Raw genomic sequence first — 14,128 nt, 5'->3', positions numbered from 1 at the left:
AGCCATCGCCGGTGGCCGCACCGCTGTGCGCAACGCCCTCTACATGGCTGCGCTCTCGGCGGTCCGCTGGAACCCCGTCATCAAGGCCCATTACACCAGGATCGTGGCAACAGGGCGTCCCAAGAAGATCGCCCTCGTCGCTTGCATGCGCCATCTCCTCACCATCCTGAACGCCATCATCAAGACAGCCTCGCCATGGAAAACCGCTTGACCCGCAACACAGTCGCTCAAGGCATGAGACAAATCAGCGGTTCACCACCTTCGGCGGCGGGGATGGCCTGTGCCAGCCAGCCGCGGAGCAGGGCGCTTCCCATGCGGCCGGCACCCAGGAGCAGGATTGTGCCGCCGTATGTGGAACTTGTATGCATGATTGCGTGCTCTCACTCTCATTGGATGGCAGCGGGCGGGATCGGCTTCCGGCCACGCCCGCCATGTCGAACTATCTGTTGCGTCCCGGCGGTGCATCCTGCCGGGGTGAGCAACGCCTCGTCGGAGGGAATGCAGCAGCCGGAGGGTTTGCCAAGCATAGGGTCTTTATGCTTCAAGGATGGACAACGCAGGGTATTGCGGCTGTTGCCCTCCTGAATCCGTCGGGGCGGCATCGGCCCGGCCGGCTGCCGGATCGGGAGGAAACGGAATTCATGAGCAAGCGTAACGGCACGGAATTTCTTGCAGCCGATGTCCACGCGCGGCTCCGCACCAAAATCCTGACCTTCGAGATCAAGCCGGGCACGCGTCTGGTTGAGGACGAGATCTCGGCCAGCCTGGAGGTGGGCCGCACTCCGGTGCGCGAGGCGCTGCTGCGCCTCCAGGGCGAGGGGCTGGTCAGCCGGGAGAAGGGATGGGTGGTGGAGAGCACCGACCCCTCTCACATGCAGGCCATCTTCGAAAGCCGCATTGCCATCGAAGGCTATGCCACCCGGCTCGCCGCCATGCGGGTGACGGACGGGCATGTCCAGGAACTCAGCAAGTTGGTTGAGGAAATGGACCGTTTCGAACAGATGCCCCGCGCGCAGTTGAACCAGTTGAACCGCAGCTTCCATCGCCGCATCATCGAGTTATCGGGCAATCAGTTCTTCGTGGATATGCATGAAAAGACGCTGTTCCACTATTGGAACATGCGTCTGCCCATCATCTTTACGAAAGAGCAGACGCAAGCCGCCAACGACCAGCACAGGCTGATCCTGGGTGCACTGGCCGAACACCGTGAAGACGCGGCCGAGGAGGCTGCGCGGCAGCATGTCCGGACCACCTACGACATCGTCAGGGACACGCTGGACGGCTTTTAAACCCGGTCAGCGGGGCGACTTGCGGATTTCCAGCACCACGCCGGCATCCCGGCGGGTGTCGAAATAGCAGAAGCCGGTGCCGTCGGCGCGGCGACCGCGGGCGATGACGCCCAAGCCTTTCTTGTGGCCCTCCGCCTCGGCGGCATCGCGATCCGGCACCTCGAAACCCAGGTGGTACACGCCTTCGCCATGCTCCTCCAGGAAGCGGCGTTGCGGCGAGTCCAGTTCGCCCGGATCACAAAGCTGGATCTGCATGTTGGCGAGATCGGCGCATTTGTAGCGCATCGCCTTGGATGCGGCTTCGTTGGGCACCTCGAACTCCAGATAAGGTCCGCCCTTCGGGTAATCGTTCCAGGGGCCGACACCCAGCGATTCATAATAGGCGACCGCTTTGTCGAGATCGCGGACGACGATGCAAATGTGATGCAGCGTGTTGAAGAGGGGCGACATGCCGGTCCTGGCTCCTTTTGTGTGAAAGACGTCGATTGGCGGGGAATTACGCCCTGTGCTGCCGCAGCGGGGGTGCCGGGCGGCGTAGCGCCGCCAGCAGGCCGCCGGACAGGATCAGGGCGGAACCGAGGAAGGCGGGGGCATCGGGCAGTTCCGCGAACACGGCATAGCCGAGTATCACCGACCACACGACCTGCGAATAGGAGAAGGGCGCCAGTTGCCAAGCCGGATGGCTGCGGTAGGCCAGCACGATGCAGAAATGCGCGGCTGTCCAAGTCGCCGCCATGCCGGCTGCGGCAAGGGCCTGCGCGCCGTCCAGTATGGTGGCGTGGAAGGGCAAAGGGATGCTCGCCGCGGCGAGGCCGACGGTCACCGACCAGAGCAGCGTGGTCACGGGCGAATCCTCGTCGCCGATGCGGCGCGTGCACAGCATCCCGATTGCCCAGAACAGCGAGGACAGAATGGGCAGCGCGACGGCTGCGGTCATCCCGTCCAGCCCCGGCCGCACCACCACCGCCACCCCGGCCAACCCAATGCCGACCGCTACCCAATGAGCCGCCGACACCCGGTCGCCGAACAGCAGCGCCGACAGCCCGGTCAGGATGAACGGGGACATGAACACCAGCATCGTCGCCTCGGCCAACCCGAGATGGCGCAGCGCCGCGATCAGCAAGGTCGTCGACGCCAGCAGACAAAGGCCGCGGGTCACCTGGACATGCGGGCGCACGCTGCGCAGCAGGCCCGGCCGCGCAACCACGACCGGCAGCAGCAGAATCACCGCACCCAGGCAGCGCAGCCACGCGATCTCGACAGGGTGGACGCTCTCCGCCAGCCGCTTCGCCAGCACGTCCGACAGGCTGAACAGCAGCATTGAACCGACAATCAGCCCGATTCCACAGGCAAGCGAACGGTGCTGGGGCTGCAACATGGAACTGGCTTCCTAAGGCTAAAGAAGACGTTGGGGTCAGGCAGGCGGGCACTTTGACCGCACACGCAGGGACTGCGGCGTCACGGTCCGGTCGAACACGACGATCCAGCATCTGGATGGGATGGCCGTGCCGCGCCCGGTCCGATGGGGGGCCACCGCAAGCAGCCATTCGGTGGCATCGCGGGCGTTAAGCGTTCCGGCCGCAGCCGTGCCATCGGTGAACAGGATCAGGCAGGAGGTCGGCTGCCGCTGCTGCTGCGACGGCGGACGCCCGTCCCGCACTGTCCCGCGGGCACCCGGGTAGAGGTGGGTGCCGGTGGTTTCGAGTATGATCGTCATCCGTCCAGCGCATCGCGGACGATCCGATGCGTCGTCGCGACATGCTCGCGCGCATGGCGTTCCGCTGCGCTGGCGTCACCGCAGGACAGGGCACTGAGGATCAGCCGGTGCTGTTCGTTCGTCATCATCGCCTGCTCTCGCGTAAAGAGCACAGGGAGGCGCATGTTCCAGTAATGGAACTGGGTGCGTTCATGCATCTCCACGAAAAATGGATTTCCGGACAGTGCAACGATGCGCTGGTGGAAGCGGCGGTTGAGCTGGTTGAGGGCGGCGCGGCTCATCGCTTCGAAGCCATCCATCTCATCCACCAGGGCCATCAGCTCGCGGAGGTCGGCGGGAGCGGTGCGCAGTGCGGCAAGGCGTGTCGCGTAGCCTTCGATGGCGACCCGGCTTTCGAACACCCGGTCGATGCTGGCGGCGTCGGTGCTCTCAACCACCCATCCCTTCTCCCGGCTGACCAGCCCTTCGCCCTGGAGGCGCAGCAGCGCCTCGCGCACCGGAGTGCGCCCCACCTCCAGGCTGGCAGAGATCTCGTCCTCAACCAGACGCGTGCCCGGCTTGATCTCGAAGGTCAGGATCCGGGTGCGCAGCCGGGCATGGACATCGGCTGCCAGCAGTTCGGTGCCGGCGCGCTTGCGCACGGGACCCCGATCCGGAGCGCCTTCGGTGGTTTCGCGTTCGATGGTGTCTGGCATGACGATGTCCTTCGATCAGCCGGTCAACCGGCATGCCGGGCGACGAACTGCCGGCTGCGTTCATGGCGGGGCGTGGTGAAGAAGCTGCGCGCCGGCACATCCTCGACCACCTCGCCATGCACCATGAAGATCACGCGGTCGGCGAAATCTCGGGCGATGGCCATCTCGTGGGTGGCGATGAGCATGGTGTAGCCTTGCTCCGCCAGACTGCGGATGGTTGCGACCACCTCCTGCGACAGTTCGGGATCAAGCGCGCTGGTCGGCTCGTCGAACAGCATGACGCTGGGGGCCAGCGCCAGGGTGCGGGCGATGGCGACGCGCTGCTGCTGGCCGCCCGACAGCTCGGATGGGTAACGGTCGGCCTTGTCGGGCAGGCCGACCTTCTCCAGCAGGTCGCGGGCCAGCGCCGCCGCCTCCACCTTTGGCGTGCGCAGCACATGGACCGGTCCGCTCATCACGTTCTGCAGCACCGTCATGTGACGGAACAGGTTGAAGCTCTGGAACACCATGCCGATGGAGCGGCGTTGGGCGCTGATTTCGCGGTCGGACAGCTCGTGCAGGGTGTCGCCGACCTCGCGGTAGCCGATGAGCTTGCCATGCACATAGATGCGGCCGGCGCTGATCGTCTCCAGGTGATTGATGCAGCGCAGAAGGGTGGATTTTCCGGCTCCCGACGGGCCGAGGAGGGTGACCACCTCCCCCGGCGCGATGGAGACCGAGACGTTCTTCAGAATCTCGACCGGTCCGTATGATTTCGAGACGGAGTCGAGCACCACGGCCGCAGCCTTGAGGGAGGTGTCCATGTCGTCCTCTGAGGGCTACCGCTGGGGGAAGGTCTTTTCGAGCACAGTCTGGATGGCGGTGGCGAAGGCCGTCATCACCAAGTACCAGAAGGCGGCGACTGCCAGCAGTTCGATGACCATGAAGTTGGACGAGTAGATGTCTGTGGCGATGCGTAGCAGCTCCAGGAAGCCGATGGCGGATGCCAGCGACGTCGATTTCAGCAGCATGATGTACTGGTTGCCGCCGGCCGGGATGATGATGCGGGCCGCCTGCGGGATGACGACGTGGCGCAGCACCTGCGCTTCGGTCATGCCGATGGCACGGGCGGCGGCGCGCTGGCCCTTGTCCACCGCCAGGATGCCGGCGCGGATGATCTCGGCCATATAGGCGCCTTCGGCAAGTCCGAGCCCGGCAAGTGCCGCGACGAACGGCGTCACCACCGTGGTGGTCGGCGCGTCGAGCAGGACGATGTCGGTGAAGGGGATCGTCAGGTGGAGGCGCTGGAACATGGTGGGCAGCGCGTTGAACCAGAACAGCAGCTGGATCAGCATCGGCGTGCCGCGGAAGAAATAGACGTAGGTCGCCGACAGGCCGGCCAGGATGGGGTTGCCGCTGACCCGCATCAGGGCGACGACGAGGCCGATCACGCTGGCCAGCGCCAGCGCCAGGGTTCCGAGGATGAGGGCGTTGCGGGCGCCGAGGAGCACCTGTTCGCTGGTGAAGTAGGTGAGGAACACCTCCAGGTTCATGATCTTCGCGCGGATCGCCGCGACAAGGAGCATGCCCGTCACCAGAAGGACAATGGCGCTGAGGAGCCAGGCTCCCCAGCGCAGGCGGTGCTTGACGCGGACGGCCCGTGGTTCGGCCATTGCGCAGCTGGCGGCCACGGTCATTTCCTCTTGCTGGCGGGCAGGTTGACGGTGATCTCCGGCAGGGCGGCGCCCTCCATCTCCCACTTGGACAGGATGGTCCGATAGGTGCCGTCGGCCAGCATGCTCTGCGCGGCCTTCTGCATGGCGTCCTTCAGCGGCGAGTTCTTCTGGAAGCCCCAGGAGGTGATGTATGGGGTCAGGATATGGTTGCCGCCGGCGATGGCGTATTTGCCCGGCACCTGAGCCTTCATGTAGACGAGCGCCGGGAAGTCGCCGAGATAGCCGTCGACCCGCCCAAGGTCGAGCTGCATGCGGGCATCGGGTGCCGCAGGCAGCTGGTTGGCGGCAATCGGCGGCTTGCCGCCGGCGATGCAAGTCTCCGACGCTTTTTCCACCGCCGCCATGATGACGCGGCTGCCCAGCAGGGTGGCCACCGATTTTCCGCAGAAGTCCGCGAGGCTCCTGAGCTTGTCCGCATCGACGGCGCGAACCAGGATGCTGCCTCCGGACATCAGATAATTGACGAAGTCGACCTTCTGCTCGCGCTCTTCGGTGTCGCTGATGCCGCCCGAAGCGACATCGAATCGGCCGGCCTCCAGGCCGGGGATCAGCGCGGCGTATTCGCCATGCACGAAGGTGATGGTGAGGCCGAGGCGCTTGCCTGCCTCGTTCAGCAAATCGACGCTGACGCCTGTCGTCTCGGCCTTGCCGTCCTGGCGGAATTCAACAGGCGGGAAGGTCTGCTGCGAACCGACGCGCAGGGTGCCGGCATCGCGGACCGGCTTCGGCACGAGGGCCGCGGCCTCGCCGACGATCTGGGCGTGGGCAGGGGCGTGCAGCGACATCGAGAACAGGCAGGCGGCCACCGCCGCGATCGAAGCCGGCATGGCCCGACTGGAAGTGGCCGAAGGGGGCAGACGCATCGCAGTTTCTCCTCTGTTCCTGTCGTTCTTTGTTTTTGTGTCTTTTATCAGCGGCGATGGCGCCCCTCCGCCCGGCCGCATTCTGCGGCGGCCGTTCAGCGGACGGGCGCGTCTTATCAGCGCGTATCTGCCGACCGGCCCGGAACGGTGGACGGGTTTGGACGGTCGGCGCGCGGGCAGTCTGCCGCCTCTTCGTACATCGCCAGCACGGAGCGGACATACTCGTCCGGGAAGCCCCAGTGCTTCATGCCTTCGGGGATATGGTTCCAGTAGAAGTTGGGCGGACGCATCGCCGAACCCGGCGCCGACATGCGGTAGGTCCAGCAGTCGTAGACCTTGCCGTCGTCGCCGCGGACGCTGACGAAGCAGCGTTCGAAGTCGTCATAATCCTCTTCGAAATGATGGTCCGGGTGCTCGACGACGATGCCCAGCGCGTTGTTGCCCCAAGCCCGGCCGGTATTGGACAGATGGCACCATCCGCGATCCGCGCGGCCGGCTGCCGCGTGGAACTCCAGCTTGTGGTTCGCGACGTAGCCTTTGGCGACCACTTTCGCCTCAGGGAAGTACCGGTGCAGTTCCGGGGGATTCAGCCACGTGCAGTACCCGAAATAATACATCTCAAACCCTCGCTGTGGATTTTGCGGCTCCGCAGGGCGGCTGAATGCGCCCCTGAAACCATATACGAGATCATATACGATAAAATATACGCTATCAACCGGGAATCTGGCGATGCGGACGAACACGCTGTTCAGTGCTTATGCTGGCCAGATTGTTGCTTCCACGAGAGGGTTCTGAGCATGTCAGCGAAGCTCGGGTGAACCGGGTGGAGAGGCTCGACGCGTCGATGTGAATCGGAGGCAGCCGGCGATGGACGGTGAAGAGCCAGCGTCCAAGCATCTGACTCCTGGGGTGGTCCCCGTTTCCCGGACAGATATGCGGCTGGCCGTCAGACGGCTCTGATCCGGACAATTCCGCTCGGAACGCCTCTCGGACATCCAGAAGTTTCCGTCCTAGCTCCCTCAGTTTGAGCCGTTCCCGTCGCCGGTCAGGCCGGTTTCGGGTGTCCGTTGAGCAGCACGATTGTCAGGCCACGCCCCTTGGAGCGGATGCGCATGATGAGGCAGCGGCCGGCGGCATCCGAAAAGCCGGTCTTCTGCGGAGAATCACCGGCACGCCATTGTGCAACAAGAGAACGGATCCCCTGACAATCGAGACCTCTGTCAGCTTGAACGGTATGTCGGCCTGCTGGTGACAGGGCGGAGTGGCAGGCTGGAGAGGCACCGTCAACTCTGCCGCCCCGCCACCATGGACTTGACGGTACCCGCCAACATCCGTCAACGCGCCAAGTTCTGCACCGACGTCCTTTATGGCTCCTTTCGGACGCGCGCGGTATGATCGGCGCCCGGTTTGTGAGAGAGCATCGATGCGCATACTGGTTATCGAGGATGCCGAGGACCTGGCCGACGCGGTCGTCGACAGCCTGCGCGGTCTCGGGCATGCCGTCGATTGGGCGGCCGACGGCCATCAGGCCGAGGATCTTCTCCGCACCGAGACCTATCAACTGGTCATACTGGACGTGATGCTGCCGGGACCGGACGGGCAGGCGCTGCTCGGCCAGCTGCGCCGTCGGGGGAACCGGACGCCGGTGCTGGTCACCACGGCACGGTCGCAGATCGACACCAAGATCCACATGCTCGATCTCGGCGCGGACGATTACATCGTGAAGCCGTTCGATCTGCGCGAACTGGAGGCGCGGTGTCGCGCCCTGCTGCGCCGGTCGCACGGGATGGCCTCGTCCGAGACCGTCATCGGCAATCTGGCGTTCGACACGGCGCGGCGGACGGTCTCCATCGACGGCCGGCCCCTCGACCTCAGCGCGCGGGAGTTCAGGCTGCTGGAACTGTTCCTCGGCAACATGGGGCGCGTGCTGACCAGGACCGCGCTCATCGACCAGCTCTTCGACCTGGAACAGGCGGTCACCCCGAACGCGGTGGAGATGTCGGTTTCCCGGCTGCGGCGCAAGCTGGAGGGCGCCTCGGTGGTGATCCGCACCGTCCACGGCGTCGGCTATGTGGGTGAAAAGCAAAATGCCGAATGAGGGTCGCGCCGTGGCGGGAGGCTCGCTGCGGCGGCGCCTGCTCACCCGGATGTTCGTGGTTCTCGGCGTTGTGACGCTGATCCTGTTCCTGTTCGTCCGCACTTACGCGCGCGAGGCGGCCGACAGCGCCTATGACCAGCTCCTGTCGGCCTCCGCCCTGTCCATCGCCGACGCCGTGCGGGTGGAGAACGGCGCCATCACGGTCGATCTTCCCTATTCCTCGCTCAGCGTTCTGGGCACGGCCCGGCACGACCGCGTCTTCTACAAGGTGATGGCGCCCGGCGGCGTTCTCGTCACCGGCTACGAGGATCTTCCCGGGGCCACGGTGCATGACGACACGCCGGTGTTCCAGAACGCCGTCTACAGCGATGCCCCGGTGCGGATCGCGGTCACAGGGCGTTTCATCAGCGGCGTGGCGCGGTCGGGATGGGTGACGGTGGTGGTCGCCCAGACCCGCGAGGCGCGCGACCTGCTGGCCTCCCGTCTGGTCGCCAACTCCTTCGCCCCCATCGCCTTCGCCGTGGTCGTCGGCGCCCTTCTGCTCTGGTTCGGCGTCCGTCAGGCGCTGGCGCCCCTGGGCTTCCTTGAGTTGCTGATCCGCGCCCGGCCTCCGCAGGACTTCTCGCCGATCGACGCCCCGGTGCCGACCGAGGTCGGGCAGCTGCTGGCTGCGATCAACCAGCTGATGATCCGCTTCAAGGCCAACCTGGATTCCACCCAGTCCTTCCTGGCCGACGCGGCGCATCAGATCCGCACCCCCCTGGCGGCGCTGCGGTCGCAGGCCGAACTGGCGCGGCGCGAGGCGGATGTCGAGCGGCTGCGGAACCGCGTCGAGCGCATCCACCGCAACGCCGTCGAGGCGAGCGAGCTGACCACCCAGCTGCTGAACCATGCGACCGTTGTCCATCGCGCCGAGGCGGTCCAGCCCCAGGTGGTGGACCTCGACGCGCTGCTCCGGCAGATCGTCCAGCAGATGGCCGGCCGGCCCGACGCCCCCCCCATCGCCCTGGCGCGCGAGCCGGCCGAGGGGGACGCGCTGCTGCACGGCGACCCCGTGACCCTGCGGGAAGCCCTGACCAACCTGCTCGACAATGCGGTCAAATACGGCGGTGCCAACCCCGTCGAGGTGCTCGTGCGGCCGGGAACCGGCGATTACGGACCGCTGGTGGAGATCGCCGACCGCGGCCCCGGCATTCCGGACGGGGAGAAATCCAAGGTGTTCGAGCGCTTCAACCGCGGACGGCAGTCCAAGGGGATCGCCGGCAGCGGCCTCGGCCTTTCCATCGCCGCCGCGGTGACAGAGGCCCATCATGCGGCCCTGTCGCTGCTCGACCGCCCCGGCGGCGGGCTGATCGTCCGGCTGGAATTCCCGGCTCCCGCCCAGCCCGGCGAGGGAACCGCGAATGGCGTCCCGGCCGGGCGGCGCCTGCTTCCCCTGATCCTGCTGCTGGCGGCGGCATTGCCGATGACCGTCGCCGGCCCGGCCCGGGCGCTGGAGCCGGTCCTTTATCCCGCACCCGCAGGCCCCGCACCCGCAGGAGGCACGGAGCGCCTGCGCATCGACGCGGCGACCGACCGCCCGGCGATCGAGCCGCTGATCCGGGATTTCCAGCGGGAGAACCCGGCGGTCACCATCGAGTTCCGGGAAATGAACACCGGCGAGCTGTACGATTCCGTTGTCAAGCGGGCCGCCGGCGACGTGCCTGACCTTGTCATCAGCTCCGCCTCCGGCCTGCAGGTGAAGCTGGTCAATGACGGGCACGCGCGCCGCTACAGCTCCCCGGCGACGCAGGCGCTTCCGGACTGGGCGAACTGGCGCAGCGCCGCCTTCGGCTTCACCCAGGAGCCGGCAGCCATCGTCTACAACCGCGATCTGGTTCCGGCGGAGGACGTGCCGCACTCCCGCGAGGATCTGATCCATCTGCTGCGCGACCGCAAGGAGCGCTACCGCGGCAGGGTGGTGACTTACAATGTCGAGGAAAGCGGCATCGGCTATCTGTTCGCGACGCAGGACTCCGTCCTGACCAGCCAGTTCTGGCAGCTTGCCGACGCGCTCGGCGAGAATCAGGCCAGGCAGATGTGCTGCACGTCGGACATGGTCGACGCAATCGAGCGCGGCGAGACCTACATCGGCTACAATCTGCTGGGCTCCTACGCGCGGGAGCGGCAGATCCACGGCGCCCACATCGGGATCGTCCTGCCGTCCGACTACACGCTGGTCATGACGCGCGTCGCCCTCATCCCGCAGCGGGCGAGCGCGCCGGAGCTGGCCGGGCGTTTCATCGATTACCTGCTGTCGGAACGCGGGCAGTCGGTGGTCGCCGGCAGCACCGCCTTCTACTCGATCCAGCCGACGGTCGGCGGCCCGATGTCCGCGACCCACTTGCAGGAGGAGATGCGTGGCCCGACGCAACGGATCGGGCTCGGCCCCGCCCTGCTGGTCTTCATGGACCATCTGAAGCGCGCCCGCTTCCTCCAGCAGTGGAAGGCGTTCCTGCATCAGCCGTGAGGGCGAAGAGACGGCAGGAACAAAAAAATGGCCCGGAGACGACCCGGGCCAGTTCGTGCCGATGCGGGACCCGCCGGGCGGTCAGCTTCCCGACAGGGAATGGACGTTGGCGATGAACAGGTCCTGCCAGGTCGCCGGCTTGGTCTTGATCGAGCCGACGCGGCCCATGAAGTTGGCGAACTGCATGACGCCGTTGGGGGTGGTCGAGAACTTGGTGTCGGGATCCTTGATCATCCGTTCGACCTCCTCGGCCGACAGCTTGGCCTTGGCCGACTGCACATAGATCGTCGCGGCGCGTGCCGGCTCGTCGGCGATCAGCTTGTCGGCCTCCTCCAGCGCCGAGAGGAAGGCGGCGGTCAGCTTCGGGTTGGCGTCGATGAAGCGCTTGGGCGCGTAGACGAGGTCGAGCGAGATGTTGCCGAGCACGTCGACCGAGTTCATCACCCGATGAACCTGCGGATTTTCCAGCTCCATGAAGGAATAGGGCGGCGAGCCGAGATGGCTGTTCACCTCGGTCTTGCCGGAGACGAGCGCCGTGTAGGCTTCCGGATGCGGCAGGCCGACCGTCATCGGGTCGAGCTTGGCGTAATTGTCGTCGCCGAACTCCTTGGCGACGGCCATCTGCAGCACGACCGCCGACAGCGAGGTCTTGATGCCCGGCAGGGCGATCTTGTCCTTCGCGGTGAAGTCCTTCAGCGACTTGATGTTGGGGTTGTTGGTGTTGAGGTACAGCGAGGTGGCGCTGAGCCCGGCCAGCCCCGAGACCTCCAGCTTGGCGTTGCCCTTCACCTTCGCCCACAGCGTCAGGAAGCCGGGCACGCCGATGGCGGCGATGTCCAGATTGCCGGAGATCATGGCGTCGTTGATGACGTTGCCGCCGTCCAGCTCCAGCCAGCCGACCTTGACGTCGCCGAGGCCGGCCGCCTTGGCCTGCTTCTCCAGGAGCTTTTCATGCTCCATGACGATCATCGGCAGATAGAGGATGCCGTAGCCCTTGGAGATGTGGACTTCCGGGACTTCGGCGCGGGCCGGGCCGGTCGCCAGCACCCCCGAAGCCAGGGCGACGAGCGCCGTCGCCAGGACGCCGGCCCGGCGCAGGGTCGCGAATGCGGTCATGAAGAGTCCTCCCACAGGAATTTTTGCTATTCGGCTCAGTGCTGCATGCCCCAGCGGCGGATGGTGCGCCGTTCGATGGTGGCGAAGACGCCGTTCTCGACGACGAGGCCGATGAGGATCACGGTGAACAGGCCGGCGAAGACGTTGGCCGTTTCCAGCTGGTTGCGGTTCTCGAAGATGTACCAGCCGAGCCCGCCCGAGCCGGAGCTGACGCCGAACACCAGTTCCGCCGCGATCAGCGTGCGCCAGGCAAAGGCCCAGCCCACCTTCAGGCCGGTCAGGATCGACGGGAAGGCCGCCGGGATCAGGATGTGGCGGACCAGCCCCAGGCCGCTCAGCCCATAGTTCCGGCCGACCATGCGCAGCGTGTTGGAGACGGAGCGGAAGCCGGCATGGGTGTTGAGCGCGATGGCCCACAGCACGGAATGGACCAGCACGAAGATCACGCTGCCGGAACCGAGCCCGAACCAGATCAGCGCCAGCGGCAGCAGGGCGATGGCCGGCAGCGGGTTCAGCATGGAGGTCATCGTCTCCAGAAGATCGGTGCCGATCTGCGAGCCGATGGCGACGGTGGTCAGCAGCGCCGCCAGCAGGATGCCCATGGCATAGCCGATCACCAGCGTCTGCAGCGAGACCAGCGTGCGCGCCGGGATGATGCCGTTGCCGAGGTCGGTGACGAAGGCCTGCAGCATCGCCGTGAAGGGCGGAAACAGCAGCGGGTTGTCGAGCCAGCGGCCATAGACCTCCCAGATCACGGCGAGCGCCAGCAGGATCAGCCCCTTGCGCAGCAGCGGCACGCGGTACAGCCGCTCCCACGCGCTCAAGGGCTTTTCGACATCGGCGATGACGGTCGAGCGGGACACGTCGCGGACGATCTCCGGCCGGTCGACGAGGATGGAGTGCATGGTGGAGTGCATGGTCATGGCGGGCCTCAGTGGACGAACAGCATGTCGTTGATGCGGGCTTCCAGCTCCGCCTGCGCGGCGGTGCCGAGCTGCTCCGGCGGGATGCTGTTCAGTTCGGCCTTCACCTGCCCCGGATGCGGCGACAGCAGCAGGATGCGGGTGCCGACGCGGATTGCCTCCTCGATGGAGTGGGTCACGAACAGGACAGTGAATTTGGTGTCGTCCCACAGGCGCAGCAGTTCGTCCTGCATGCGGCGGCGGGTGAGGGCGTCGAGCGCGGCATAGGGCTCGTCCATCAGCAGGACGTCGGGCTCCATCGCCATGCCGCGGGCGATGGCGACGCGCTGCTTCATGCCGCCGGACAGCGTGTGCGGGAAGCTGTGCGCGAACTTCGCCAGACCGACCTTGTTGATGTAATGGTCGGTCCGCTCCGCCGCCTCCGCCCCCTTGGCACGGCCGCTGGTGGTCAGCGCGAACAGCACATTCTCGCGCACGCTCTTCCAGGGCAGCAGCTGGTCGAATTCCTGGAACACCATCATGCGGTCGGGACCGGGCCGGGTCACCTCGTGCCCGTTCAGCCGGATGGCGCCCTCCACCGGTTCCAGATAGCCGCCGATGGCCTTCAGCAGGGTGGATTTCCCGCAGCCCGACGGCCCGAGCAGGACGTAGCGGTCGGACTTGAAGACCTGGAAATCGACCCGGTAGGTCGCGGTCACCAGATGATCCGTGGTCTTGTACTGCAAGGTGACGCCGGACACCTCCAGCAGCGGGGTGGCCGGAACCGCGGCAGCCACCGGATCAGCCGGGGCACCCACGGCACCCACAGGGGCGGGACGGACCGTCTGCGACGTCCTGCTCATCGTTTCCTCCAACACAGTCTGTCGTTTTGCTGATGCCGCGCATTGCGGCCCTTGCTGACAGTATGTGGGCGAAATCTGACAGCTTCCTGACGTGACCGGTGTTTTCAGGCTGGCGAGCGGGCGCCCTCCCGCAGGGCCGCCCGATCTCCATCGCTTCCGGGCAAAACCCGCCTTCAGGCCGACTTCTGCACCAAAGTCGTGCCGATCCGTTCGCGTTCGTCTCGGGGGATGGCCGCGACGCGATCGCCGACTTCACCGGCGCCTAGGATCGCAAGACGCTGACGGACAAGGCTGCATTCCTCGACTTCACCGTCGAGGCGGTCATACAACGCGAGAACCGTTGCCTGCGTCGCTTCCAACC

General features: G+C 66.0%; 16 protein-coding genes. 4 read left to right on the top strand and 12 right to left on the bottom strand.

Features of this window, described 5'->3' with window-relative positions; genetic code table 11:
- Both GBZ48_RS23530 and GBZ48_RS23525 read left to right on the top strand, forming a co-directional pair.
- A partial coding sequence (locus GBZ48_RS23530) for a transposase (RefSeq protein WP_174473226.1) occupies positions 1–211 on the top strand: 211 nt, incomplete at its 5' end.
- A gap of 430 nt (positions 212–641) precedes the next feature.
- Positions 642–1,289, top strand: coding sequence for a GntR family transcriptional regulator (locus tag GBZ48_RS23525; RefSeq protein ID WP_174473225.1), 648 nt, complete (start codon positions 642–644; stop codon positions 1,287–1,289).
- A gap of 6 nt (positions 1,290–1,295) precedes the next feature.
- Here the strand turns inward: GBZ48_RS23525 and GBZ48_RS23520 are convergent, their stop codons facing one another.
- From GBZ48_RS23520 to GBZ48_RS23485, 8 genes are all read right to left on the bottom strand, one after another.
- Positions 1,296–1,739 carry a VOC family protein gene (locus tag GBZ48_RS23520; RefSeq protein WP_174473224.1) on the bottom strand — a complete coding sequence of 148 codons (444 nt, stop codon included), beginning with the start codon at positions 1,737–1,739 and terminating at the stop codon, positions 1,296–1,298.
- A 46-nt stretch (positions 1,740–1,785) separates the two neighbouring features.
- On the bottom strand, positions 1,786–2,667 hold the full coding sequence (locus tag GBZ48_RS23515) for a DMT family transporter (RefSeq protein WP_174473223.1): 882 nt from the start codon (positions 2,665–2,667) through the stop codon (positions 1,786–1,788).
- A gap of 36 nt (positions 2,668–2,703) precedes the next feature.
- On the bottom strand, positions 2,704–3,006 hold the full coding sequence (locus GBZ48_RS23510; protein ID WP_174473222.1) for a hypothetical protein: 303 nt from the start codon (positions 3,004–3,006) through the stop codon (positions 2,704–2,706).
- Positions 3,003–3,701, bottom strand: coding sequence for a GntR family transcriptional regulator (locus GBZ48_RS23505; protein WP_174473221.1), 699 nt, complete (start codon positions 3,699–3,701; stop codon positions 3,003–3,005). Before GBZ48_RS23505 ends, GBZ48_RS23510 begins: the two co-directional genes overlap by 4 nt.
- A 23-nt stretch (positions 3,702–3,724) precedes the next feature.
- Positions 3,725–4,504 carry an amino acid ABC transporter ATP-binding protein gene (locus tag GBZ48_RS23500; protein ID WP_174473220.1) on the bottom strand — a complete coding sequence of 260 codons (780 nt, stop codon included), beginning with the start codon at positions 4,502–4,504 and terminating at the stop codon, positions 3,725–3,727.
- Between the two features lie 15 nt (positions 4,505–4,519).
- The gene (locus GBZ48_RS23495; RefSeq protein WP_209798279.1) at positions 4,520–5,371 is read right to left on the bottom strand and encodes an amino acid ABC transporter permease; all 852 of its coding nucleotides are present in this window, start codon (positions 5,369–5,371) and stop codon (positions 4,520–4,522) included.
- A gap of 2 nt (positions 5,372–5,373) precedes the next feature.
- Complete coding sequence (locus GBZ48_RS23490; RefSeq protein WP_209798280.1) at positions 5,374–6,279, bottom strand: ABC transporter substrate-binding protein; 906 nt, start codon at positions 6,277–6,279, stop codon at positions 5,374–5,376.
- Between the two features lie 116 nt (positions 6,280–6,395).
- Positions 6,396–6,827, bottom strand: coding sequence for a hypothetical protein (locus GBZ48_RS23485; protein ID WP_209798281.1), 432 nt, complete (start codon positions 6,825–6,827; stop codon positions 6,396–6,398).
- Positions 6,828–7,702: 875 nt separating this feature from the next.
- Here GBZ48_RS23485 and GBZ48_RS23480 point away from each other — a divergent pair.
- Positions 7,703–8,377: a response regulator transcription factor gene (locus tag GBZ48_RS23480; RefSeq protein WP_098738217.1), complete on the top strand. Its 675-nt coding sequence runs from the start codon at positions 7,703–7,705 to the stop codon at positions 8,375–8,377.
- Positions 8,367–10,886: a sensor histidine kinase gene (locus GBZ48_RS23475; protein ID WP_174473217.1), complete on the top strand. Its 2,520-nt coding sequence runs from the start codon at positions 8,367–8,369 to the stop codon at positions 10,884–10,886. The genes GBZ48_RS23480 and GBZ48_RS23475 overlap by 11 nt, the downstream gene beginning before the upstream one ends.
- A gap of 81 nt (positions 10,887–10,967) precedes the next feature.
- On the opposite strand, the gene GBZ48_RS23470 is transcribed toward GBZ48_RS23475, so the two are convergent.
- From GBZ48_RS23470 to GBZ48_RS23455, 4 genes are all read right to left on the bottom strand, one after another.
- Entirely contained in the window at positions 10,968–12,002 is a 1,035-nt protein-coding gene (locus GBZ48_RS23470) for an ABC transporter substrate-binding protein (protein ID WP_174473216.1), read from the bottom strand.
- A 35-nt stretch (positions 12,003–12,037) separates the two neighbouring features.
- Complete coding sequence (locus GBZ48_RS23465) at positions 12,038–12,925, bottom strand: ABC transporter permease (protein ID WP_246307411.1); 888 nt, start codon at positions 12,923–12,925, stop codon at positions 12,038–12,040.
- Between the two features lie 8 nt (positions 12,926–12,933).
- Positions 12,934–13,767 carry an ABC transporter ATP-binding protein gene (locus GBZ48_RS23460; RefSeq protein WP_174473215.1) on the bottom strand — a complete coding sequence of 278 codons (834 nt, stop codon included), beginning with the start codon at positions 13,765–13,767 and terminating at the stop codon, positions 12,934–12,936.
- A gap of 173 nt (positions 13,768–13,940) precedes the next feature.
- Positions 13,941–14,126, bottom strand: coding sequence for a hypothetical protein (locus GBZ48_RS23455; protein ID WP_174473214.1), 186 nt, complete (start codon positions 14,124–14,126; stop codon positions 13,941–13,943).
- Positions 14,127–14,128 lie beyond the last annotated feature (2 nt).

This window comes from Azospirillum melinis (genome assembly GCF_013340935.1).
Taxonomy (GTDB): domain Bacteria; phylum Pseudomonadota; class Alphaproteobacteria; order Azospirillales; family Azospirillaceae; genus Azospirillum; species Azospirillum melinis.
This window is presented reverse-complemented; position numbering and strand designations above follow the sequence as displayed.

Bases quoted from the DNA above. Each gene is read 5' to 3' on its own strand.
- GBZ48_RS23525 (WP_174473225.1), top strand. From the start codon at position 642: ATGAGCAAGCGTAACGGCACGGAATTTCTTGCAGCCGATGTCCACGCG.
- GBZ48_RS23520 (WP_174473224.1), bottom strand. From the start codon at position 1,739: ATGTCGCCCCTCTTCAACACGCTGCATCACATTTGCATCGTCGTCCGC.
- GBZ48_RS23515 (WP_174473223.1), bottom strand. From the start codon at position 2,667: ATGTTGCAGCCCCAGCACCGTTCGCTTGCCTGTGGAATCGGGCTGATT.
- GBZ48_RS23510 (WP_174473222.1), bottom strand. From the start codon at position 3,006: ATGACGATCATACTCGAAACCACCGGCACCCACCTCTACCCGGGTGCC.
- GBZ48_RS23505 (WP_174473221.1), bottom strand. From the start codon at position 3,701: ATGCCAGACACCATCGAACGCGAAACCACCGAAGGCGCTCCGGATCGG.
- GBZ48_RS23500 (WP_174473220.1), bottom strand. From the start codon at position 4,504: ATGGACACCTCCCTCAAGGCTGCGGCCGTGGTGCTCGACTCCGTCTCG.
- GBZ48_RS23490 (WP_209798280.1), bottom strand. From the start codon at position 6,279: ATGCGTCTGCCCCCTTCGGCCACTTCCAGTCGGGCCATGCCGGCTTCG.
- GBZ48_RS23480 (WP_098738217.1), top strand. From the start codon at position 7,703: ATGCGCATACTGGTTATCGAGGATGCCGAGGACCTGGCCGACGCGGTC.
- GBZ48_RS23475 (WP_174473217.1), top strand. From the start codon at position 8,367: ATGCCGAATGAGGGTCGCGCCGTGGCGGGAGGCTCGCTGCGGCGGCGC.
- GBZ48_RS23470 (WP_174473216.1), bottom strand. From the start codon at position 12,002: ATGACCGCATTCGCGACCCTGCGCCGGGCCGGCGTCCTGGCGACGGCG.
- GBZ48_RS23465 (WP_246307411.1), bottom strand. From the start codon at position 12,925: ATGACCATGCACTCCACCATGCACTCCATCCTCGTCGACCGGCCGGAG.
- GBZ48_RS23460 (WP_174473215.1), bottom strand. From the start codon at position 13,767: ATGAGCAGGACGTCGCAGACGGTCCGTCCCGCCCCTGTGGGTGCCGTG.